Source organism: Rhizobium sp. LjRoot254 (assembly GCF_964254105.1).
Lineage (GTDB): Bacteria > Pseudomonadota > Alphaproteobacteria > Rhizobiales > Rhizobiaceae > Rhizobium_E.
This window is the reverse complement of sequence record NZ_CAXUSM020000001.1, coordinates 3,749,202-3,768,799: the sequence shown is the minus strand read 5'-3', so window position 1 is coordinate 3,768,799 and position 19,598 is coordinate 3,749,202. Positions and strand designations below refer to the sequence as shown.

Genomic DNA, 19,598 nt, shown 5'->3' with positions numbered 1-19,598 from the left:
AAATGGCACTGAATATGGAAGTCGGCCGCGACGAGATTGCGTCGAGTGGACCGCGCGCCGGCCACGATCGCGGCGCTCGGGCGCTCGCCTATGGCCTGCCGGCGCTGGGCATCCTCGCCGTCGCCATGCTGCTCATATCTGTTATGACCGGCGCCAGCACCGCCTCGGTGACCGGGCTCCTCAGGAACCTTCTCCTGGGAGGATCCGACAACGCTCTCGATGTCCTGCGTGACCGCATCGTCATAACAGAGGTTCGCATGCCGCGTGCGGCCGTCGGCTTCCTGGTGGGAGCCGCACTGGCTGCCTCGGGCGCGACGATGCAGGGTCTGTTCCGCAATCCGCTTGCCGATCCCGGTGTGCTCGGCGTGACCTCGGGTGCCAGCCTGGGCGCGGTGTCCTCGATCGTTCTTGGCGGAACGGTGCTTGCCCCGATCACCGCAATCCTCGGCATCTTCACGCTCCCGGTCATGGCATTCATCGGCGCCCTGATCGTCACCTTCATTCTCTACCGCCTCGGCCGCCGCGACGGCGAAACACAGATCGCCACGATGCTGATCGCGGGCATCGCCATCTCCGCCCTCGGCATGGCCCTGACGGGCCTGCTGATCTATGTGGCCGATGATACCCAGATCCGCGACATCACCTTCTGGAGCCTCGGCTCGCTTGCCGGCTCGACCTGGCAGAAAGCGGCGATCGCAGCGGTCGTCATCCTGCCAGCGCTGTTGACGCTTCCGTTCCTGGCCCGGGGACTGAACGCATTCACGCTCGGCGAGGCTGCTGCCTTCCACATGGGCGTGCCCGTCGAACGCTTCAAGCGCGTTGCGATCGTCATGGTCGCGGCAGCGACCGGTGTATCGGTGGCGCTGTCGGGCGGCATCGTCTTCATCGGCATGATCGTGCCGCATCTCATCCGCATCTGGGTCGGGCCGGATCACCGGTTCCTGCTGCCGGCCTCGGCGTTGCTGGGTGGCAGCCTGCTGCTGGTTGCCGACATGATCACCCGCATCATCGTGGCGCCCGCCGAACTGCCGATCGGCATTCTCACCGCCCTCATCGGCGCACCGTTCTTCCTCTGGATCCTGCTCAAGGATCGCTCCGGACGGGTGATGTGAGATGATCGAGATCGACAACATATCCGTCACGCTGTCCGGCAGGCAGGTCGTCAAGGATTTGAGCTTCAAGGCCACGCCCGGCAAGTTGACCGCGATCATCGGCCCGAACGGTTCTGGCAAGACCACGACCATGAAGGCGATTTCCGGCGAGCGGAAATTCGAGGGGAGAGTCCGTTTCAACGGCAGCGACCTGAAGGCCATGAGCCCGAAGGAACTCGCGCTCTCACGCGCCGTGCTCGCCCAGTCGATCAGCCTCGGCTTTCCCTTCCTCGTGCGCGAAGTGCTGGAGATGGGCGTCGTCGCCGGTGACACTCATGATGCCGCGGAAGCCGACAGGGTCATGGCCCGTGCGCTGGAAGCCGTCGATCTCAAGGGCTTCGAACGCCGCGTGGCGACTGCACTGTCGGGCGGCGAGCAATCCCGCATGCACATGGCCCGCGTCCTCTGCCAGATCCCCGAGGCGGTGCGCGCTGGCCAAGCCAATTGGCTGTTCCTCGACGAGCCCGTTGCCAGCCTCGATATCCGGCACCAGATCGCCATCATGAAGCTCGCCAAGGCATTCGCTTCTCGGGGTGGTGGCGTGATCGCCGTCATGCACGACCTCAATCTCACCGCGATGTTCGCGGATCATATCGTGATGCTGAAGGGCGGGCGCCTGCATATGGCGGGTACGCCGGCCGAAGTCCTCAATGAGGACGCTCTGGAAGAGGTCTACGGATGCCGCCTGTCGGTCACCCGTGAGCCGGAGACTGGCCTGATCCGCGTGCTGACGCCACTCGTTGCAGCCTGACATCAGCCTCGTTATGCACGAAAAAGCCCCGCCGGTTCGCACCGGCAGGGCTTTGCTTTACCTCATCGACTAAATCAGATCGGGAAGACAAAATCGGCTTCCTGCAGGTCTGCAAGCTTTACGCCCATCAGCAGCACGCTGCCGCCATCATAGGCGATCGTCACGCCTGCATTGCTCGAAGTAGCAGCATCGACGACGGCATCGAAATTGTCGAACATGCCGCTGAAATCGATCTTGTCGGCGCCCTTGCCGAAGTCCGTGATCCTGTCCTTGCCGTCGCCCACCTCGAACACGAACGTGTCGATGCCAAAACTGCCAGTCAGCCTGTCGTTGCCTTCGTCGCCATGGATCGTGTCACTGCCCCTGCCACCGTTGAGAATATCGCGGCCGCCTTCGCCATGAAGCGTATCGCTCATCTTGTAGGAGGTGAACGTGTCCCTGCCTGCCGAGCCCGTGAACTCGATGACATCGCTGTTGAGGAAATTCAGCAGGCCCTTTGTCTCGCCATTGCCAAGATCGCTAAGCCAGTGCTTGCTGTAGCTGTTGACGTTGAACTCATCGAAGGCAATGTTGATTTCGCCGTTATTCGTATATTCCGGGTTGTCGCTGGACTCCTTGGTGCCGGTGCCAAGCGTGATGGCCGTGATATCGCCCGACATGGTGTGGTCGTCCTTCGTGCCGTAAACCCCGTCTGGTCCGTTGAAGGTATAGGCCCAGCCGTCGTCTCCGCCCTCGAAGATCACGCTCTGGCCGTTCCTCTTGCCATCCCAGCTGACGTAATCGTCGCCGCCGGCGGAAAAGCCGGTTTCAGGGGTGACAGTCTCATATCCGTTGACGAATCCGCCCCGGCCGCTCGGCTCGAACCGCTTGTCGAAGCCCTTCAAATAGGCATTGAAGTTGATGCCCTTGCCGTCATTGTTCGCGTCATCGAGGGTAATGGTGATCGCCATCGGCGTGTCCTTCCATAAATATGAGTATGGAAGTCAACTATTTAAGATGACAAAAACTGTCAAGATAAAATGAGCGTCTTCGACATGCTAATCGTCCTGTGATGAGCACGGGCGCGTCAGCAATTGTCGAAGTCCGTAGTGCATAGCGGATTGCGCCAGAGGCCCTTGCCGAGGGCCTTCTGGGCATCGGCCTGCACCGCGAGCAGCACCTTGCCCGCCTCCGCCATTCCATAGCCGTTGGCGACGATTGCTGCGGCAACATCGCGCACACCGATTACGCAATTGCTCAGCATCAGCTTCCTGCCGACCTTGTTGATATCGCAGAGGAGGCGCTTGTTGCGCACCAGGTTGCCGAGAAAGATCGAAGCCATGCGGCCGCACGGCCACCGGCCGCCTTCGATCGCCTGGCAGAGTCTTTGCGGCTTCACCGGCCGAATGTTGGCGATCTGATATTGTTGCTTGCCGATGACGAAGCTTGCGCTGTCCAGCACCGTGATTCGTGAAGGAACCAACAGCCAGAGGCGGCTGTCCCGCGCAATTTTGACTGCGGGCAGGCGCTTGAAGTGCTGCTTCGAGCGATCGATCCGTGTCGGCTGCTCGGTCCATAGCGGCGCGTCCTCTCCATGCCCGGTCGTGATCGACGCGGCGACCAGAAGAAACGCAACTGCTATGCGCGGGACAAAGGAAGTCATGAAACCAAAACGGCCGGAGCGGAATGTCACCGCGCCGGCCGTTTTGTTCAGTAGCATGTCCAAATCAGAAGCCGGTGCCGCCGCGGATTTCCTTGACCAGAGTGCCGGCCAGGATCTTGATATCCATCCAGACGTTGAAGCTGCGGATATATTCGATGTCGTGATTGAAACGGCTGCGCGCCAGATCCTCGCTATCGGTCGGGCCACGGAAGCCGTTGACCTGGGCAAGGCCCGTCAGGCCCGGACGCACGAGATGGCGCAGGTGGTAATCCTTGACCAGATCTTCGTACAGCATGCCGCCGGCCTGCATGCCGGGCACGTGGCAGCGCGGGCCGACAAGCGACATGTCGCCGAGCAGGATGTTGATCAGCTGCGGCAGTTCATCGAGATTGGTCTTGCGCAGGAAGGCGCCGGTGCGGGTCACGCGCGGATCGTTCTTGCGCGTCTGCGCCACGCCGGTCACGTCGCCGAGATCGTCGCGCATCGAGCGGAACTTGAAGATGCGGATCATTCTGCCGCCGCGGCCCCAGCGGTTCTGCATGAAGAAGACCGGACCCTCGCTCTCCCATTTGATCGCGAAAGCGATCGCCAGGAAAAAGGGCAGCAGAATCATCAATGCGGAGGCCGACACGGCGATATCGAGCACGCGCTTTGCGGCAAAGTTCCACGGCTTGCGCAGTGCAACATTCTTCCAGTCGCGATCCTTGGTTTCGGGTGTTGCGAGCCCACCGACGGTGACGACCTGTTCACGGCCATTGGCCGAGATCGCTACCGCTGAACGCAAATTGGCAGGATGCATAACTGATTGCCCGACTTTGATTATTTCCCTGAGGGAGCCGATTTTTCTTAGATCAAACATGTATCGCTGTCACCATGCTTTACGGAAACTTCACCACGTTCCACCTGAGCGCCGCTCCGCAGCAAAATTCTTTTCATAGCAAGAAATGCACGGAATTGTGGCCCATAACGCCAAAAGGCGGGAATCTGTTCCAGATCACTGCGGCTCTGTGCCAAGATTTTCCCGGGACACTCCCGAGGTTTGCGGCTGGAGCATTGCAGGCCTGCGAATGTGGCATATCTCCTGTATCATCAACTTGTTGCCATGCTGGATTACCCCACCGTTGATGAATGGCGGCTGAAGGGCACGTTCATGCTGGCGAATGCGATCAGCGATCCGTCTTGCCGCTGCCCCGAAGGCTCGACATATAGCTGTCGAAAATGGATTCCACGTTTTTCTGATAGCTTTTCTGCACTTCGACGCCGCTATCGAACATCTGGTTGAACAGCCCTGCAAAGGGGTTGGCGTCCGCGGCTGTAGCGCTGGCGGCAGATGGTTTGTCTGTCGGCGTGTCGCCCGTCGGGGTTGCTCCGTCGCGCGTCATCGATCCGACGAACATGTCGAGGAAAGGGTTGGCGAAGGGATTTGCGCCCTGGCCCGCATTGGCGGCACCCGCCTGCTGGATGAAGGACTGGAAGCCCTGCGTGAACGGATTGTTGAGAAAGGGATTGCTCTCGGCCTTCGGCTTTTCCTTCATTCCGGCAGCTTCCATCCACTGGCCGAAGAAATCCGGCGGGTTGCCTTTGGAGATGGCGTCGCCGGCTGCCTGGAACTGCCCCGCGATCTGCTTGAAGAAGCCGCCCATCATGGTGTTGGCGATTACCGGCAGCATCTGCTTGTAGACCTCCTGGCCGATGCCGGACATCTGCTCGGCTTGCGCCGCCACCGCGCGGGAAACATCCTTGGAGCCGAAGATCATGCCGAGCGCATTGTTGCCGTCGGCGATGCCCTGCGGCGAAAAGGCCTTGGTCATGTCCTCGAAATATTTGGCGTAATTGCCGCTGCCCGCCGCCGCCATCAGCGAGGAGAAGTCGTAAGGGTTGGCAGCAGATCGCTTGAGGCCGGTGGAAAAAGCAGGCATCAGCGCCGCCATCGCCTGCTGCATCTGTTCCTGAGCCAGCCCGAACTGCTTGGCCATGGCATCCATGGCGTCGCCGTTCTGGGCCTTCATCATCATTTCGAACAGCGGGAGCATGGCAATCCTTTCCACGAGACGGAATGCCGCACTATAGCCCTAATAGGCGAGAATCAAACAGGAATTTATCCCGCAATAAAAGGGCGGCATTCGCTGCCCCGGGCCGATCAATATTGATAATCTTCAAATACGTTGTCGATGTCGCCCGCCCAGCGTCCCTTCCACAACGACAGCATGTCGTCGGCGAGGGTGGATTTCTTGGCGATCATCTCATCGAGCGGCGCGAGGAATACGCCCTCGTCCTGTCCCGAGGAATTGAAGCGCGCCCGCGACTTCAGCCCAGTGCGCGAAATATCGACCACTTCGCGGCCGAGATCCCACAGGCTGCGGCCGCGGAAGCTCGCGTCCATGCCCTGGACGGGGACCGTGTCGCGCAGCACCTGCACTTCATCGAAGGTCCAGTCGCGGGTCAGCGCCTCGGCGGCATCGAGCGCTGAGGCATCATAGAGCAGGCCCACCCAGAAGGCGGGCAGGGCACAGATGCGCCGCCACGGGCCGCCATCGGCGCCGCGCATTTCGAGGAAGCGCTTGAGGCGGACATCCGGAAACAGTGTCGAGAGGTGGTTGGTCCAGTCACCCATGTTGATTTCCCAGTCGGCAAGCTCGCCCTTCAGCGCGCCCGCCATCGCCTGGCGGAAGGTGATGTGCGTACAGTCGTGATACTTGCCGTCGCGGACGACGAAATACATCGGCGCGTCGAGCGCCCATTCGACATAGTGCTCGAAGCCAAAATCCGGCCCGAACGCAAAGGGCAGAAGACCCGCGCGCTGGTTGTCGGTATCGCGCCAGATATCGCCGCGCCAGCTCTTCAAGCCGTTCGGCTTGGCCTCTGTGAAGGGCGAACTTGCGAACAGCGCCGTCGACAGAGCCTGCAGCTTCAGCGACACCTGCATCTTGCGGCGCATGTCGGTCTCGGACGAGAAGTCCAGATTCACCTGGATCGTGCACGTCCGGTACATCATGTCGAGCCCCTTGGTGCCGACCTTCGGCATGTAGCGGCTCATGATCGCGTAGCGCGATTTCGGCATGCGGGGCGTTTCGGCGAAGGTCCATTTCGGGCTGCCGCCCATGCCGAGGAAGGAGATGCCGAGCGGCTCACCGATTTCGCGTACCAGCGCCAGGTGCTGGTTGGTCTCCTTGCATGTCTCATGCAGGTTTTCGAGCGGTGCACCCGACAGTTCGAACTGGCCGCCGGGTTCGAGCGAGATCGCGCCCATCCCGTCGGGTCCGGCGAGACCGATGATGTTGCCGGCATCGATAATCGGCTCCCAGCCGGTCCGCGCCTGCATCGTATCGAGAATGGTCTTGATCCCCGCGTCGCCGAAATAGGGAACCGGGCTGTCGTCCGCCGAGAAGAACACGAATTTCTCGTGCTCGGTGCCGATGCGGAATTTCTCTTCAGGCTTGGAGCCGGCGTCGAGATAAGCGATCAGCTCGTCTTTCGAGGAGACGAGCGTGCTGTCGGTGGTGTCGCGTGCCATGTGAACTTCTTCGATAAAGGGAAAGGCCTTCAAGGGGCCAGGAACCGGCGGGGATCGTTGAACGGGTTTTAGATGCGATGCAAGTGAAAAGGATTCAAGCAGCTTCAAATTTCGCTGAATGAAGTTCTGTATTTCGGAGGGCGGCAAGAATGAGCGGGGCTGAGGTTCGTTGCGCGCGACCCGTGTTCACTCCCAGTCGCCGATACTTGCCTGTATCACGGCCATGGCCGCCACGGCGGCGGTATCGGCGCGCAGTATCCGTGGTCCGAGCGGAATTGGCGTGACGAAGTCGAGGCCGCGCAATATCGCCTGCTCCTCGGCGGAGAAGCCGCCCTCCGGACCGATCAGCAAGGCGAGATGCTTTTCCTGGATGTTCCCCAGCGCCGACATCGGATTGTTGGTCTCCGCACCCTCGTCGCAATAGATGATCCGGCGATTTCGATCCCAGGTCTCCAGCAGGTCGATCAACCGCACCGGATCGCGCACTTCGGGGATAGCGAGGATGCCGCATTGTTCCGAGGCCTCGACCGCATTGGCGCGAAGCCGGTCGATCGATCCGATCTTGCCTTGCACATGCTGCGTCATCACCGGCTGCAGCACGCCCGCGCCCATCTCGACCGCCTTCTGCACCAGATAGTCGAGCCGGCCGACCTTCAGCGGCGCGAAGAGATAATGCAGATCGCAAGGCCCCGGCTGCGGTCGGGTTCGCTCGACCGGCTCAAGCAGGATCTTCTTGCGCGAGGGATACGAAAGCTTCACCAGCCACTCGCCATCGCGGCCGTTGAACGCCAGCAGTTCGGCGCCATCCTCCAGCCGGAGTACGTTGTGGAGATAGTTGAACTGGCCGTCGCTGACCGGCAGCGCTTTGCCGCTGACGATATCGCTTTCGACGAAGAGCCGCTGGAGGCGAAAATTGGCGCGCATGGCAAACTCAGATCAGGGGCCGCAGGATGATGACGAGAAGCGCAGCCAGTAACCCGGACGCCGGCACCGTGACAAGCCATGCGGCGAGGATCGAGGCGAGATACGAGCGGCGCACGAGATAACGATAGCTGCGGTCGCCACTATCGCCGCCATCGTCTCCGTCTTCCTCGGCCCGCTTGGCGGCTTTCAATATTTCCGGCACGTCGTGCGGCTCCGCTCGCGCGAGGATATAGTCGCGCCGCTTTGCCGAATTGGCTGTGTACCATTCGCGGAACAGCCCCACGCCGAAGACCGAGCCCACCGCGATATGCGTGGAGCTCACCGGCAGGCCAAGCGCCGAGGCGATGATGACGGTGATCGCCGCCGCCATCGCCACGCAGAAGGCGCGCACCGGATTGAGCTTGGTGATCTGCGTACCCACGACACGGATCAGCCGCGGCCCGAACAGCGCCAGACCGACGGAAATGCCCAGCGCACCGATCGTCGTCACCCAATAGGGCGCGTCGAGATTGCGGGCGACGGTCTGGATGCCGGTCGCCTCGACGATCGCCGCCAGCGGCCCGATGGCGTTGGCGACATCGTTGGCGCCGTGGGCAAAGGATAGCATCGCCGCGGAGAAGATCAGCGGCATCCGGAACAACACCTTGAGCGACTGGTTGCGGTTCTCAAGCCCCACCGCCTGCTTCCTGACGGCGATCCGCAGCCAGAAATACGAAGCAATCGCGAACAACACGCCAATGGCTATGGCATGCCAGTTGGTGACCCCGGGGAAACGCCCCTGGCGCAGAACGACCAGCAGATAGGTGAGGAAGGATCCGGCCATGATGGAAAGAAGCACCGGCACCCATTTGCACGCCGCCGTCACCTTGTCCTCGGCATAGATGATGGTTTCCTTGATGAACCAGAGGAAGCCGATGGCAATTGCCGCGCCGAATGCCGGCGAAACCACCCAGCTGACCGCGATCTGCGCCATCACCGTCCAGTTGACCGCGCCCATGCCCGCGCCCGCCGCACCGGCTCCCATGATGCCGCCGACGATCGAATGCGTCGTCGAGACAGGCGCGTTGATCCATGTCGCGATGTTGATCCAGATCGCAGCCGACAGCAGCGCGCTCAGCATGATGGCGATCACGAGGTTCGAATCGCCGATCGCATAGGGATTGACGATACCTGACTTGATGGTCTGCACGACATTGCCGCCGGCGAAGAAGGCACCGGCGATCTCGAACACGAAGGCGATCGACAGCGCGCCGACCAGCGTAATGGCCTTGGCGCCGACCGCAGCGCCGACATTGTTGGTGACGTCGTTGGCGCCGATATTCATCGCCATGTAGGCCGCAACGGCCGCGCCGGCGATGATGGCGAGTGCCGCCGGGCTTGAGGAAACGAAAAGTGCCGAGAAAAGTGCCGCCAGTGCGAGGAAGATCACGCCGAGTCCGGGGCCGGCGGCCTTCATCATAACGAATTGCGTCGAGGCCTCGATGAAGGAGAGCTTCTCGAGATCCTTGTCGAGCGTCGGCTTTTCGAAGGGTGACTGTGTATCGGCCATTGCGCTATCCGTTGCGACGTTCAGGTAACGCCGCAGCGAGCGGTTCCGCAACTGTAAAAATCGTTTCAGCTACGGCGCTGTGCAAAGTCGTGGATGAGCTTTTTCAATCCAGGTTCCTGGACGCGCATTTCCGCTTCCCCGGCGCTCACCCATTCGATGCGGCGCTTGCCCTTTTCTTTGTATTCCTCGGCATACTCGGTGACCTTGAGCGCATGAACCTGGACCTCGCAGGGCATTTTCATGCCTTCCGCCATCGCTTTGTCATAGCCGAAGCAGCCCACCGGCTGGCGTTCCGCCTCGCCGATCACGCCGGCTTCCTCAAGCGCTTCCTGTGCCGCCACCTCATATCCCGGCCGGGCGCCCATCGGCCAACCCTTGGGGATCACCCAGCGGCCGGTATCGCGGCTGGTGAGGAGAAGGATATCCGGACTTCCGCCATTCTCCCGCACCCTGTAGCACAGTGCCGCATATTGCGCCCGCTTCGGACGGCGGAACATCAGGTAGAGCGTATCGGAAATTTCGGACAGGATCTTCACTTCAGTCAGTCACCTCGAATTCGTGTCGAATCAATCTGCACCACGATTTAATAACACTAGCAAATTGCGCGTAGCTTTTGACGTTAAACGTCGGAGCTTACACGCTTATTCGCAACTTAATCTTATCGAAAAGGATAAACGATGTCTTGATTGCGAATATTTTGGCTTTCTGCGCCACCAATCTCTTGGCAACCAGCGGCAGAGAAACGATTGTTGCTTCACTTCTGGACATATTTAGGGACGCTGTACCGAATTTTCCAGCGGGGCGGCCCGTTTTGGTTCGGGGTCGCGGACAGGTCGATGGACGACGCTGTGCGGAAACGCAACGCAAATCCGGCTCTCGCGGCGTCCGCTATCCCTGCCGTCTCGGGGGCGATTACTGCAAGGTCACGATGTCGATGGATTGATGGACATTACTCGCATGGAGCCTATCGATCTGAAACGTGCGTCATTTGTAAGAAAGAGGTCGCATTGGCAATGTAAAGCCGTGAAATAATGTATGGAATCTTGTAGTTTGAGGCCGAGTTTTCCACCTTTCATGGCCGCATCCTTGAGGATGTGATGCTCGAGTTCCTGCATCTCAACGATGGAGGCATCTTCGAGCAGATTGCGATAAGCCGAGATCAGTTCCTCGTCTCCATGCTTTGCCGGTCCGTATAGACATTCAAGCAAGGTTAGACGGCTGACGACCAATGGGATGTCCGCATGTCTCAGCGCATCGATCCATGCTCGTGCCCGCTCACCAAGACTGCTGCTCGACTCGACGAAGTATATGAAAATATTGGTGTCCACATAGGCGACGGCGACGCCTTCGATATCAATCATTGCCACGAAGCCAACGAATTTCAGCATCGATTTCTTCGTCGGTTCGCCGATTGGACAACTTAATACCGGCACCTGCAAAGGACATGATATCCCTGCGCTCGTTCGTGCGGGGCGTTACACTCTTCGGTTCCTGTGCGAGATGGCGTTCAAGTGCCTCCTTGACGATCCACGAGCGCGACCGGCCAAGCTTGCGCGCCGCCTCGTCAAGCTTTTCGACGAGCGCCTCGGGAATGCGGGCAGTGACCATTGTTGATGACGACATGACGATCTCCATAAAGTGATTACAATGTAATACATTTTACGTAGATCTTCAAGTCCGGCTCACCCCTCGAGCAGCACGCTCCGGTCCACATCCGCGATGTTCCGCTTGCCGCAGAGCGCCATCGTTATGTCGAGTTCCTTCTGGATGATCTCCAGCACCCGGGTGACGCCAGCCTTGCCGCCCGCGCCGAGCCCATAGAGGAACGGCCGGCCGATATAGGTGCCCCTGGCGCCGAGTGCCACGGCCTTCAGCACGTCCTGGCCCGAACGGATGCCGCCATCGAGATGGACTTCGATGCGGTCGCCGACCGCATCCACCACGCGTGGCAGCATCTCGATCGAAGAGCTTGCACCGTCGAGCTGCCGGCCGCCATGATTGGAGACGATGATCGCATCCGCGCCGCTGCCCGCCGCCGCACGCGCATCCTCGACATCGTTGATGCCCTTGAGGATCAGCTTGCCGCCCCAGCGTTCCTTGATCCATTCCACATCCTTCCAGGAAAGCTGCGGATCGAATTGCTCGGCGGTCCAGGCCGAAAGCGACGACAGGTCGGACACATTCTTGGCATGGCCGACGATATTGCGGAAGGTGTGGCGCTTCGTACCGAGCATGCCCATGCACCAGCCCGGCCGCGTCGCCATCTGCCAGACATGGTTCGGCGTCCATTTCGGCGGCGCGGAGAGGCCGTTGCGGATATCCTTGTGACGCTGGCCGAGGATCTGCAGGTCGAGCGTCAGCACCAGCGCCGAGCAACCCGCGGCCTTGGCGCGGCCGATCAGGTTCTCCACGAATTCGCGGTCCTTCATCACGTAGAGCTGGAACCAGAACGGCTTCCTGGTCACCGATTTGACATCCTCGATCGAGCAGATGCTGACGGTGGAAAGCGTGAACGGCACGCCGAATTCCTCGGCCGCCTGCGCCGCCAGCATTTCGCCGTCGGCATGCTGCATGCCGGTCAGGCCTGTGGGTGCCAACGCCACCGGCATCGATGCTTTTTCGCCCACCATCTCGGTCGCAAGCGAGCGGCCGGTCATGTCGACCAGCACCCGCTGGCGGAGCTTGATCTTGGAAAAGTCCGCCTCGTTGGCGTGGTAGGTGCTTTCGGTCCAGGCGCCGCTGTCGGCATAATCGAAGAACATCCTGGGCACCCGGCGGCGCGCAAGTTCCTTCATTTCGGCGATGGTGAGGACCGACTTCATTTCTGCTTTCCTTATGGCATTCACATAGCGGGCGATCAGCCCCGGCGGATTGTTGGTCTTGTCGTAGGGTACGAGATCGCGGCCGCCCGTGACCGGAACGACGGCGCGGCTCTCCGAACTGGTCGAGGCCGATGGAGTCGCGCCTTCGCTCTGTTTGGTGATCGAGGTTCCGCTTTCCAGCGTCGAACTCATGTCCTGTTCCCCTTTCCGTTTCGGCCAGTCTGCGGGGAGGCGGCGCGCATCGTCTCCCACTGCGTCTTCCTGAGATTCGCGACGGCTTCCCGCTCGAGCGTACGCCGGGCTTCTTCCACCGCGTCCGCGACATAATCGATATGCATTTCGGCTGCCCGCCGCGCCGCACCGGGGTCGCCGGACAGCACCGCTTCGGCGATCCCGACATGCTGTGCGAGGATATTCGCGCGCGAGCCGGGCAGGTCGAGGATCAACCGGCGATGAAAGAAAATCCCCTCGGCGAGCAGCTTGTAGCAGGCGCGCAGCGTGTGCATCAGGATGATGTTATGCGCTGCCTCGCCCACCGCATTGTGGAGATCGATATCGCCGTCTGTCTCGGCCTGGAAATCCCCACGCTCATGCGCGTCCCGCAGCCGGCCGATGATGCCCTGGATTCGCGTCCTGTCGGCCGCTGTCGCCCGGCGTGCGGCCAGTGCCGCCGCATAGCCTTCGAGCTCACGCCGGTATTCGAGATAATCGCGTGTCGGCCGCTCGTGCCGGGCAACCAGTTCCGCGACCGGTTTGGAAAACACCTGGCCGATCAGGTCGGCGACATAGGTGCCCCCACCATGCCGGCTGACGATCAGGCCCCGGCTTTCCAGCTCCTTGAGCGCATCGCGCAGCACCGGTCGCGAAATATCGAGCCGTTCGGCCAGCTCCCGTTCACCGGGCAATCGGTCGCCGCTCGACAGCACGCCGTCGAGCAACAGGAATTCGATCTGCCGGACGGCTTCGTCGGCAGTGGTCCCGTGATCGATTCTCGTGAACAGCCCGTCCATTTCAGCGGCCTCCTGACAATCGGATAGCAAACAAAGCAGAAGTGGTCAATTTTTCTGTCCACTTGCCGATTTACCGGATTTCTTCAGGAAATGCCGGCTGCGTCAACGCGTCCGGTTTCAATTCCGCCCAGTTTCCGCGACAGTGTGTCACGGGACATAGGGGCAGGGGCATTGTCGATGGGTAACGGGATGTTTTCATTTCCGCAGGCGCCGGATCGCGCACGCGCATTGGGCGAGATTCACTCGCGCCCCTATGTGCTTGTCAAAGCGCCGCGGGTGATCTTCCAGCTCGCCTTCATGATGGATGGCGGCGCCGGCGTCGATCATGCCGTCATGGCCGAGATGTCCCGCCAGCGCGGCGTCACCCCACCCGGCCGCGATGCCCGCCACCACGCCATGGCCTGGGGACCTGGCACATTGCGCTGGGAGCAGCATACGGAATTCTCGACATGGTTCTGGGACGGGCCGATACCGGACAAATTCGGCGGCGAAGTCACCATGCACCCCTTCGGTGATGGCTTCAAACCGCCGGGTTCGCTGATCTCGGGCATTCGGCTCGAACTGAGGCCGGAGGGTCCAGGCATTGGAGGGGCAATCGCCTGCTTCGACCAAACCAGCCTCTGTTACAGCGAGGTCAAGGACGGCCAGGCACGTGTCTATACCGACTTCCGGCAAAACGGTGATGGCCTGACCCAGATCCTGGTCGTCGACCGGTCGCTTACGCCGCTCGGCACCGGCGCGCTGATCCAGCGCCTGCTGGAGATCGAGACCTACCGCACGCTCGCCATGCTCGGCCTGCCCTTGGCACAGACGCTGTCACCTGAAATCCGCCGCATCGAAGACGGTCTGACCGGCATCACCCAGCGCATGAAGACCGAGCCGCGCGATGATGCCGACGCCGTGCTCTCCGAGATCACCCGTCTCGCCGCCGATCTTGAAGCCAATGCCGCAGTGGCGCTCTACCGCTTCGGCGCCTCGCGCGCCTATTACGGCATCGTCAAGGAGCGCATCGCAGCGCTCGCCGAAACCCCGGTGTCCGGCTTCGAGCACGTCGGCTCCTTCCTCGAGCGCCGGCTTGCCCCCGCCATGCGTACCTGCCAGTCGGTCGAGGAGCGGCAGGCGAACCTCAGTCGCAAGCTCACCCGCGCCAATGCGCTCGTCCGCAGCTGGATCGATGTCGAGCTCGAACGCCAGAACGGCGCACTGCTGACCGCCATGAACCGCCGCGCCGAGATGCAGCTCAGGCTGCAGCAGACGGTCGAAGGCCTCTCGGTCGCCGCGATCTCCTATTATGTCGTAGGGCTGTTCGGCTATCTGGTGAAGGCGTTCTTCCATGAAGGCGATACGATCGAGCCCGCGTTGTTGACCGGCGCCTTCGTACCTGTCGCGGTTTTGGGGGTCTGGTACGTTGTGCGGAGGATCAGGCGCGGGCATGATGTGCAGCAGGGATAGGTTTGAAGGGCTCTGAATGCCGAAATCGGCGAAAGCGAAACTCGACCATGCGGGCCTCACCGGTCTCGGACTTGAGAAGCTCGTGGAAATTCTTCTCGACGAAGCGGCCTTCAACAAGGCGCTGAAGAGCCGTTTGCTCGCCGCACTTGCCGGGGGCTCCGGCGCCGGCGAGGTGGCGCGTCTCATCGACTCGAAGCTCGATTCGCTCCAGAAAAGCCGGGCCTATCTCTCACCGACCAGAGCCAACACGCTTTCGGTCGAGCTGCGCGGCCTGCTCAAGAACATCACGTCGGAACTCGCGAGCCTCGATCGTTACGCGGCGTTTGAACGCGTGCTGCGGTTCCTTGATGTCGGCGCCGTGATCGCGGAACGCGCGCGCAACGGCGGTGCGCGGCTCGCCAAGCTGCTGGACGAGGCACGGGACAGCCTCGTCGAATCCGTATTGAAGCTCGATGGCGACGAGCAGGTCAGGTCCGTCACGTTGCTGGAAAAGGCCAGAGTCGGTGACGACGATGGAAATCTCAGAGGTTCTCTGCTGAAAATCCTTTGCGGAATGCAGAAACCTGCGGCCGATGTCTGGAGGTCGATTTTAGCAGGAAAACTCAAGAGTCCGACGGAGAAGGCGGCCCACTGGCGAAACACTGAACCGGTGGCTTATCTCCAGACCCTCGCGTTGTACACGTCAGATATCGACGCCTATATCGAACTCGAACAACTGAAACCTCAGGAGCGCCGGGACAGTCTTCTGATCGCCCGGATGCTGCACGAGGCAAAGCGGCATGCAGAGGCGCTCGAATGGGTGCGCAAGCCTGCCGCCACCATGCGCCTCACGCACGCTGACAACGCAGGCACGGCTCCCGCCCAGCCGCCGCGGTTGCTCGAAGCCGATATCCTCGACGCGCTCAAGCAGAAAGGCGACGCCCAGGCGATCCGCTGGAAGGAGTTCGAGCGGACGCTTCGGCCCGACATTCTCCGCAACTACATTTCGAAGCTCGACGATTTCGCCGAGTTCGACGAGACCGACAAGGCCTTCGCCATCGTCGCCGCCAGCCCCCGCATCCATGAAGCGCTGGATTTTCTCGTCAAGTGGCCGCGCCTCGATCTGGCGTCCGAACATGTGTTGCGTCATCTCGGCAAATGGGATGGCCGGCAATCCGGCATACTGGTCGAGGCCGCCGATGCCCTATCGGAGGACTATCCCGTCGCGGCGACGATGCTTTACCGCATATCACTCGACGATATCCTCCGGCGTGGCGACAGTGACGCCTACCTGGATGGCGCAGCCTATTTCGTCGTGTTGCATGAGCTCCAAGAAAGGCTCGGCGCGGGCTTCCCTTATCAGCACCACGACCGCTATGTCGCCAACCTGAGGGAAAAGCACGGTCGTAGACCAGCTTTCTGGCAGCTTATTCCACGGGAACTGTTATGAAGCCCGACATCATGGCGGTTGACGCAGCGAAGCAAAAAGCGAAAGTGCAGCATTCCGCTTCGTTGCGGCGCCAAGGGAGAAGACAATGACCGAGACGCTGGCGTTCCTGCCGCCAAACGAGAGAATTCTCTCGCGGCGTGCCATTATCGTCGGCGATCTCGGCGATCTGCTCGGCGTCGAAGGCGTGGTCAGCGATACCGCCGAACTCGTGCCCTTCGAGACCGACGGCTTCATCGCGGTCCGCAACCTGCCGCTCGCCGTCGCCCTGCCGCGCACCACGGCCGAAGTCGCCGCCGTGCTCAAATACTGCGCCCGCTATGATATCCCCGTCGTGCCGCGCGGCGCCGGCACATCGCTGTCCGGTGGTGCCATCCCGCAGAACGACGCCGTGGTCATCGCGCTCACCCGCATGAACCGCATCCTCGAAGTCGATTTCGCCAATCGCGCTGCGGTCGTGCAGGCCGGCGTCACCAATCTCTCGATTTCCGAGGCCGTGTCGGCGGATGGCTTCTTCTACGCGCCGGACCCCAGCTCGCAGCTCGCCTGCACCATCGGCGGCAATATCGGCATGAATTCCGGCGGCGCCCACTGTCTCAAATATGGCGTCACGACCAACAACCTGCTCGGCGTCAAGCTCGTGCTTTTCGATGGCACGGTGGTCGAACTCGGCGGCAAGCATCTCGATGCCGGCGGCCTCGATCTCCTCGGCGTGGTCTGCGGCTCGGAAGGCCAACTCGGCATCGTCACCGAAGCGACCGTTCGGCTGATCGCCAAGCCTGAAGGCGCGCGCCCCGTGCTCTTCGGTTTCCCGACGGCGGAGAGCGCCGCAGCCTGCGTTTCCGACGTCATCGGCTCGGGCGTCATCCCGGTCGCCATCGAATTCATGGACAAGCCGGCGATCGAAATCTGCGAGGCCTTTGCCCATGCCGGTTATCCCATGGACGCCGAGGCGTTGCTGATCATCGAGGTTGAAGGCTCCGAGACCGAGATGGACATGACGCTGAAGAGCATCATCGAGATCGCCCGACGTCACGGCGTCATGACCGTGAAGGAGAGCCAGTCGGCCATGGAGGCCGCGCTGATCTGGAAGGGCCGCAAGTCGGCCTTCGGCGCCACCGGCCGTATCGCCGACTACATCTGCATGGACGGCACCGTGCCGCTTTCCCAACTCGTCGCGGTGCTTCAGGGCACCTACGATATCTGCGCCAGCCACGGCCTGCGCGTCGCCAATGTCTTCCACGCCGGCGACGGCAACATGCATCCGCTGATCCTCTACAACATCAACGACCCCGAAGAATCCGCCCACGCAGAGGCCGCCGGCAACGAGATCCTCAAGCTCTGCGTCGATCACGGCGGCTGCCTCACCGGCGAACACGGCGTCGGCATCGAAAAACGCGACCTGATGCGGCATCAGTATAAGGAAGCGGATCTGGCCCAGCAGATGCGATTGCGTGCGGCGTTCGACCCGAAATGGATCATGAACCCGTCGAAGGTGTTTCCGTTGGAAGGGCGGGTGGCTGGATGACGATGTTTGCGACTGTAGCTCACCCCCCTCTGTCCTGCCGGACATCTCCCCCTCAAGGGGGGAGATTGGATGAGGCGCGCTCCCCGCTCACCATCTACCTACGGTCCAACCAACTCTCTGCAAACGATCAGGACGGGACCGTAACCGCGAGTCGATCTCCCCCCTTGAGGGGGAGACGCCCGGCAGGGCAGAGGGGGGTGCACTACACGCGCCGAGGTGCATCATGCTAACCCCCTTCACCGAGTCCGACGCCATCAGCCTCGTCAAGACCGCGGCCCGCTCCAACCTCACGCTCGAAATCCGGGGCGGCGGCACCAAAGCCGGCCTCGGGCGCCCCGTCCAAACCACTGAAATCCTCTCCACCTCCGAACTCAAAGGCATCACCGCGTACAATCCCGCCGAAATGGTGATGACCGCCAAATCCGGTACGCCCCTGTCCGAAGTTGTCGCCGCCGCCGCCGAACACCGCCAGGGCCTCGCCTTCGAACCGGCGGACTATCGCGGCATCTATGGAAGCGACGGCGAGCCGACGATCGGCGGCACCTTCGCCTGCAATCTCTCCGGCCCCCGGCGTTTCCAGGCAGGCGCGGCCCGCGACCACCTGCTGGGCCTCCGCTTTATCAACGGCATCGGCGAGGTGATCCAGGCCGGCGGCCGCGTGATGAAGAACGTCACCGGGCTCGACCTGCCGAAACTGATGGCCGGCTCGCACGGCACGCTCGGCCTGATGACGGAACTGACCTTCAAGGTCCTGCCGCTGCCCGAAACATCCGCGACAATCGTGCTCGCCGGACTGGATGAAGCCACGGCGACACAGGTGATGGCCGAGGCGCTCGCCATGCCGGTTGAAGTGTCCGGTGCGGCGCACTTGCCCGAGAGCTGTCGTGCCCGGTTCCTCGGTGGCACACTGCCCGGACCCGGTGCGACCGTGCTGAGGCTGGAGGGCCTCGCCTTCTCGGTGAAGGAGCGCGTGGCCAAGCTCATCGACGCCTTCTCCAAGGTCGCCTCGGTCTCTCACCTGGATCACGACCAGACCACATCGCTCTGGCAGGAAATCCGCGACGCCAAGCACTTCCACGGCGATGGTCGCGAGCGGCCACTGTGGAAAATCTCGACCGCGCCCTCCATGGGTCACCAGATCCTCTCGGCCCTGCGTCTGCAAACCGGCGTCGACGGCTATCTCGACTGGCAGGGCGGTTTGTTGTGGCTGCGCATGGAAGCCTCGCCGGAGGCAGAGCTGGTACGTGATCTGGTCAAACAGGCGGGCGGGCATGCGACGCTTATGCGGGCGAGCGATGAGGATCGCGCCGCGATTCCGGTGTTTCAGCCGGAGGCACCGGCGGTGGCTGCTCTTTCGGCCCGCATCCGCGAAAAGTTCGATCCAGCGGGCATGTTCAATCCGGGAAGGATGGGCTGATGGGACGGCTTGCAGGGCCTGTTGGCCGAAGATCGCAGGTCGCTTACGAAGCGCATCAGAGGATGTGGGAGGAGCATCGGCGCCATATTGCGGCGATCACGCCGGTCGTCCATCCTCCCGCTGTGCGGCGGCAGACGGCACTGCTCTGGTATGTCGCTGATCGCTTCCACGGTGAAATGATGATCGGTTGGCGCGGCTCGCCGCCTCTAACCCGCGATATGCGTGCCTTGATCGACAAACGGTATCTGATCCTTAAGCGCCTCTCCTTCGAGAATGACACATATTTTCCTCCACGAACCAATTGGATCGTAGTGACGCCTACCGGGGCGGGGGTGTTGGCTCGGGCGACGATCAGCGACAACGACAAGCATTATATCGAAATGGCGATGAAGACCGGCGTCGTCCGATAGGA

The 19,598-nt window shown here is 61.6% G+C and carries 19 protein-coding genes; 7 read left to right on the top strand and 12 right to left on the bottom strand.

Going from position 1 to position 19,598, the window contains the following annotated elements; translation table 11 throughout:
- The first annotated feature begins 2 nt into the window (after positions 1-2).
- Positions 3-1,112: a FecCD family ABC transporter permease gene (locus tag ACSQ26_RS18540; protein ID WP_436011400.1), complete on the top strand. Its 1,110-nt coding sequence runs from the start codon at positions 3-5 to the stop codon at positions 1,110-1,112.
- Between the two features lies 1 nt (position 1,113).
- On the top strand, positions 1,114-1,902 hold the full coding sequence (locus ACSQ26_RS18535; protein WP_436011398.1) for a heme ABC transporter ATP-binding protein: 789 nt from the start codon (positions 1,114-1,116) through the stop codon (positions 1,900-1,902).
- A gap of 74 nt (positions 1,903-1,976) precedes the next feature.
- Here the strand turns inward: ACSQ26_RS18535 and ACSQ26_RS18530 are convergent, their stop codons facing one another.
- The 12 genes from ACSQ26_RS18530 to ACSQ26_RS18475 form a co-directional block, all read right to left on the bottom strand.
- Positions 1,977-2,852, bottom strand: a complete 876-nt coding sequence (locus ACSQ26_RS18530; protein ID WP_436011396.1) for a calcium-binding protein — start codon at positions 2,850-2,852, stop codon at positions 1,977-1,979.
- 116 nt (positions 2,853-2,968) lie between these two features.
- On the bottom strand, positions 2,969-3,601 hold the full coding sequence (locus tag ACSQ26_RS18525) for a thermonuclease family protein (RefSeq protein WP_436011394.1): 633 nt from the start codon (positions 3,599-3,601) through the stop codon (positions 2,969-2,971).
- Between the two features lie 7 nt (positions 3,602-3,608).
- Positions 3,609-4,328 (bottom strand): sugar transferase, encoded by a 720-nt coding sequence (locus ACSQ26_RS18520; RefSeq protein WP_436011392.1) that lies wholly within the window; start codon positions 4,326-4,328, stop codon positions 3,609-3,611.
- 382 nt (positions 4,329-4,710) lie between these two features.
- On the bottom strand, positions 4,711-5,577 hold the full coding sequence (locus ACSQ26_RS18515) for a DUF937 domain-containing protein (protein WP_436011390.1): 867 nt from the start codon (positions 5,575-5,577) through the stop codon (positions 4,711-4,713).
- A 107-nt stretch (positions 5,578-5,684) separates the two neighbouring features.
- Entirely contained in the window at positions 5,685-7,058 is a 1,374-nt protein-coding gene (locus ACSQ26_RS18510) for a glutamate--cysteine ligase (protein ID WP_436011388.1), read from the bottom strand.
- A 186-nt stretch (positions 7,059-7,244) separates the two neighbouring features.
- A complete protein-coding gene (locus ACSQ26_RS18505) occupies positions 7,245-7,982 on the bottom strand; it encodes a 16S rRNA (uracil(1498)-N(3))-methyltransferase (protein WP_436011386.1) in 738 nt (245 codons plus the stop codon).
- Between the two features lie 7 nt (positions 7,983-7,989).
- The gene (locus ACSQ26_RS18500) at positions 7,990-9,531 is read right to left on the bottom strand and encodes an inorganic phosphate transporter (RefSeq protein ID WP_436011384.1); all 1,542 of its coding nucleotides are present in this window, start codon (positions 9,529-9,531) and stop codon (positions 7,990-7,992) included.
- A 65-nt stretch (positions 9,532-9,596) separates the two neighbouring features.
- Positions 9,597-10,067, bottom strand: a complete 471-nt coding sequence (locus tag ACSQ26_RS18495; RefSeq protein ID WP_436011382.1) for an NUDIX hydrolase — start codon at positions 10,065-10,067, stop codon at positions 9,597-9,599.
- A gap of 387 nt (positions 10,068-10,454) precedes the next feature.
- On the bottom strand, positions 10,455-10,919 hold the full coding sequence (locus ACSQ26_RS18490; protein ID WP_436011380.1) for a type II toxin-antitoxin system VapC family toxin: 465 nt from the start codon (positions 10,917-10,919) through the stop codon (positions 10,455-10,457).
- Positions 10,885-11,154 carry a ribbon-helix-helix domain-containing protein gene (locus ACSQ26_RS18485; RefSeq protein WP_436011378.1) on the bottom strand — a complete coding sequence of 90 codons (270 nt, stop codon included), beginning with the start codon at positions 11,152-11,154 and terminating at the stop codon, positions 10,885-10,887. Before ACSQ26_RS18485 ends, ACSQ26_RS18490 begins: the two co-directional genes overlap by 35 nt.
- Positions 11,155-11,213: 59 nt before the next feature.
- Entirely contained in the window at positions 11,214-12,353 is a 1,140-nt protein-coding gene (locus ACSQ26_RS18480; protein ID WP_436015346.1) for an alpha-hydroxy acid oxidase, read from the bottom strand.
- Between the two features lie 188 nt (positions 12,354-12,541).
- The gene (locus ACSQ26_RS18475) at positions 12,542-13,363 is read right to left on the bottom strand and encodes a FadR/GntR family transcriptional regulator (protein WP_436011376.1); all 822 of its coding nucleotides are present in this window, start codon (positions 13,361-13,363) and stop codon (positions 12,542-12,544) included.
- A 177-nt stretch (positions 13,364-13,540) separates the two neighbouring features.
- Between ACSQ26_RS18475 and ACSQ26_RS18470 the strand changes: the two genes are divergently transcribed.
- From ACSQ26_RS18470 to ACSQ26_RS18450, 5 genes are all read left to right on the top strand, one after another.
- The gene (locus tag ACSQ26_RS18470; RefSeq protein WP_436011374.1) at positions 13,541-14,815 is read left to right on the top strand and encodes a DUF3422 family protein; all 1,275 of its coding nucleotides are present in this window, start codon (positions 13,541-13,543) and stop codon (positions 14,813-14,815) included.
- A 16-nt stretch (positions 14,816-14,831) separates the two neighbouring features.
- Positions 14,832-16,244: a DUF6880 family protein gene (locus tag ACSQ26_RS18465; RefSeq protein WP_436011372.1), complete on the top strand. Its 1,413-nt coding sequence runs from the start codon at positions 14,832-14,834 to the stop codon at positions 16,242-16,244.
- An 85-nt stretch (positions 16,245-16,329) separates the two neighbouring features.
- Positions 16,330-17,769 carry an FAD-binding oxidoreductase gene (locus ACSQ26_RS18460; protein ID WP_436011371.1) on the top strand — a complete coding sequence of 480 codons (1,440 nt, stop codon included), beginning with the start codon at positions 16,330-16,332 and terminating at the stop codon, positions 17,767-17,769.
- A 223-nt stretch (positions 17,770-17,992) separates the two neighbouring features.
- Entirely contained in the window at positions 17,993-19,186 is a 1,194-nt protein-coding gene (gene glcE, locus ACSQ26_RS18455; protein WP_436011369.1) for a glycolate oxidase subunit GlcE, read from the top strand.
- On the top strand, positions 19,186-19,596 hold the full coding sequence (locus ACSQ26_RS18450; RefSeq protein ID WP_436011367.1) for a hypothetical protein: 411 nt from the start codon (positions 19,186-19,188) through the stop codon (positions 19,594-19,596). Before glcE ends, ACSQ26_RS18450 begins: the two co-directional genes overlap by 1 nt.
- The last annotated feature ends 2 nt before the right edge of the window (positions 19,597-19,598 follow it).

What these genes read in the sequence shown, in the direction of transcription:
- ACSQ26_RS18540 (WP_436011400.1), top strand. Translation starts at nt 3, where the DNA reads ATGGCACTGAATATGGAAGTCGGCCGCGACGAGATTGCGTCGAGTGGA.
- ACSQ26_RS18535 (WP_436011398.1), top strand. Translation starts at nt 1,114, where the DNA reads ATGATCGAGATCGACAACATATCCGTCACGCTGTCCGGCAGGCAGGTC.
- ACSQ26_RS18530 (WP_436011396.1), bottom strand. Translation starts at nt 2,852, where the DNA reads ATGGCGATCACCATTACCCTCGATGACGCGAACAATGACGGCAAGGGC.
- ACSQ26_RS18525 (WP_436011394.1), bottom strand. Translation starts at nt 3,601, where the DNA reads ATGCTACTGAACAAAACGGCCGGCGCGGTGACATTCCGCTCCGGCCGT.
- ACSQ26_RS18515 (WP_436011390.1), bottom strand. Translation starts at nt 5,577, where the DNA reads ATGCTCCCGCTGTTCGAAATGATGATGAAGGCCCAGAACGGCGACGCC.
- ACSQ26_RS18510 (WP_436011388.1), bottom strand. Translation starts at nt 7,058, where the DNA reads ATGGCACGCGACACCACCGACAGCACGCTCGTCTCCTCGAAAGACGAG.
- ACSQ26_RS18505 (WP_436011386.1), bottom strand. Translation starts at nt 7,982, where the DNA reads ATGCGCGCCAATTTTCGCCTCCAGCGGCTCTTCGTCGAAAGCGATATC.
- ACSQ26_RS18500 (WP_436011384.1), bottom strand. Translation starts at nt 9,531, where the DNA reads ATGGCCGATACACAGTCACCCTTCGAAAAGCCGACGCTCGACAAGGAT.
- ACSQ26_RS18490 (WP_436011380.1), bottom strand. Translation starts at nt 10,919, where the DNA reads ATGCTGAAATTCGTTGGCTTCGTGGCAATGATTGATATCGAAGGCGTC.
- ACSQ26_RS18485 (WP_436011378.1), bottom strand. Translation starts at nt 11,154, where the DNA reads ATGTCGTCATCAACAATGGTCACTGCCCGCATTCCCGAGGCGCTCGTC.
- ACSQ26_RS18480 (WP_436015346.1), bottom strand. Translation starts at nt 12,353, where the DNA reads ATGAAGTCGGTCCTCACCATCGCCGAAATGAAGGAACTTGCGCGCCGC.
- ACSQ26_RS18475 (WP_436011376.1), bottom strand. Translation starts at nt 13,363, where the DNA reads ATGGACGGGCTGTTCACGAGAATCGATCACGGGACCACTGCCGACGAA.
- ACSQ26_RS18470 (WP_436011374.1), top strand. Translation starts at nt 13,541, where the DNA reads ATGGGTAACGGGATGTTTTCATTTCCGCAGGCGCCGGATCGCGCACGC.
- ACSQ26_RS18465 (WP_436011372.1), top strand. Translation starts at nt 14,832, where the DNA reads ATGCCGAAATCGGCGAAAGCGAAACTCGACCATGCGGGCCTCACCGGT.
- ACSQ26_RS18460 (WP_436011371.1), top strand. Translation starts at nt 16,330, where the DNA reads ATGACCGAGACGCTGGCGTTCCTGCCGCCAAACGAGAGAATTCTCTCG.
- glcE (WP_436011369.1), top strand. Translation starts at nt 17,993, where the DNA reads ATGCTAACCCCCTTCACCGAGTCCGACGCCATCAGCCTCGTCAAGACC.
- ACSQ26_RS18450 (WP_436011367.1), top strand. Translation starts at nt 19,186, where the DNA reads ATGGGACGGCTTGCAGGGCCTGTTGGCCGAAGATCGCAGGTCGCTTAC.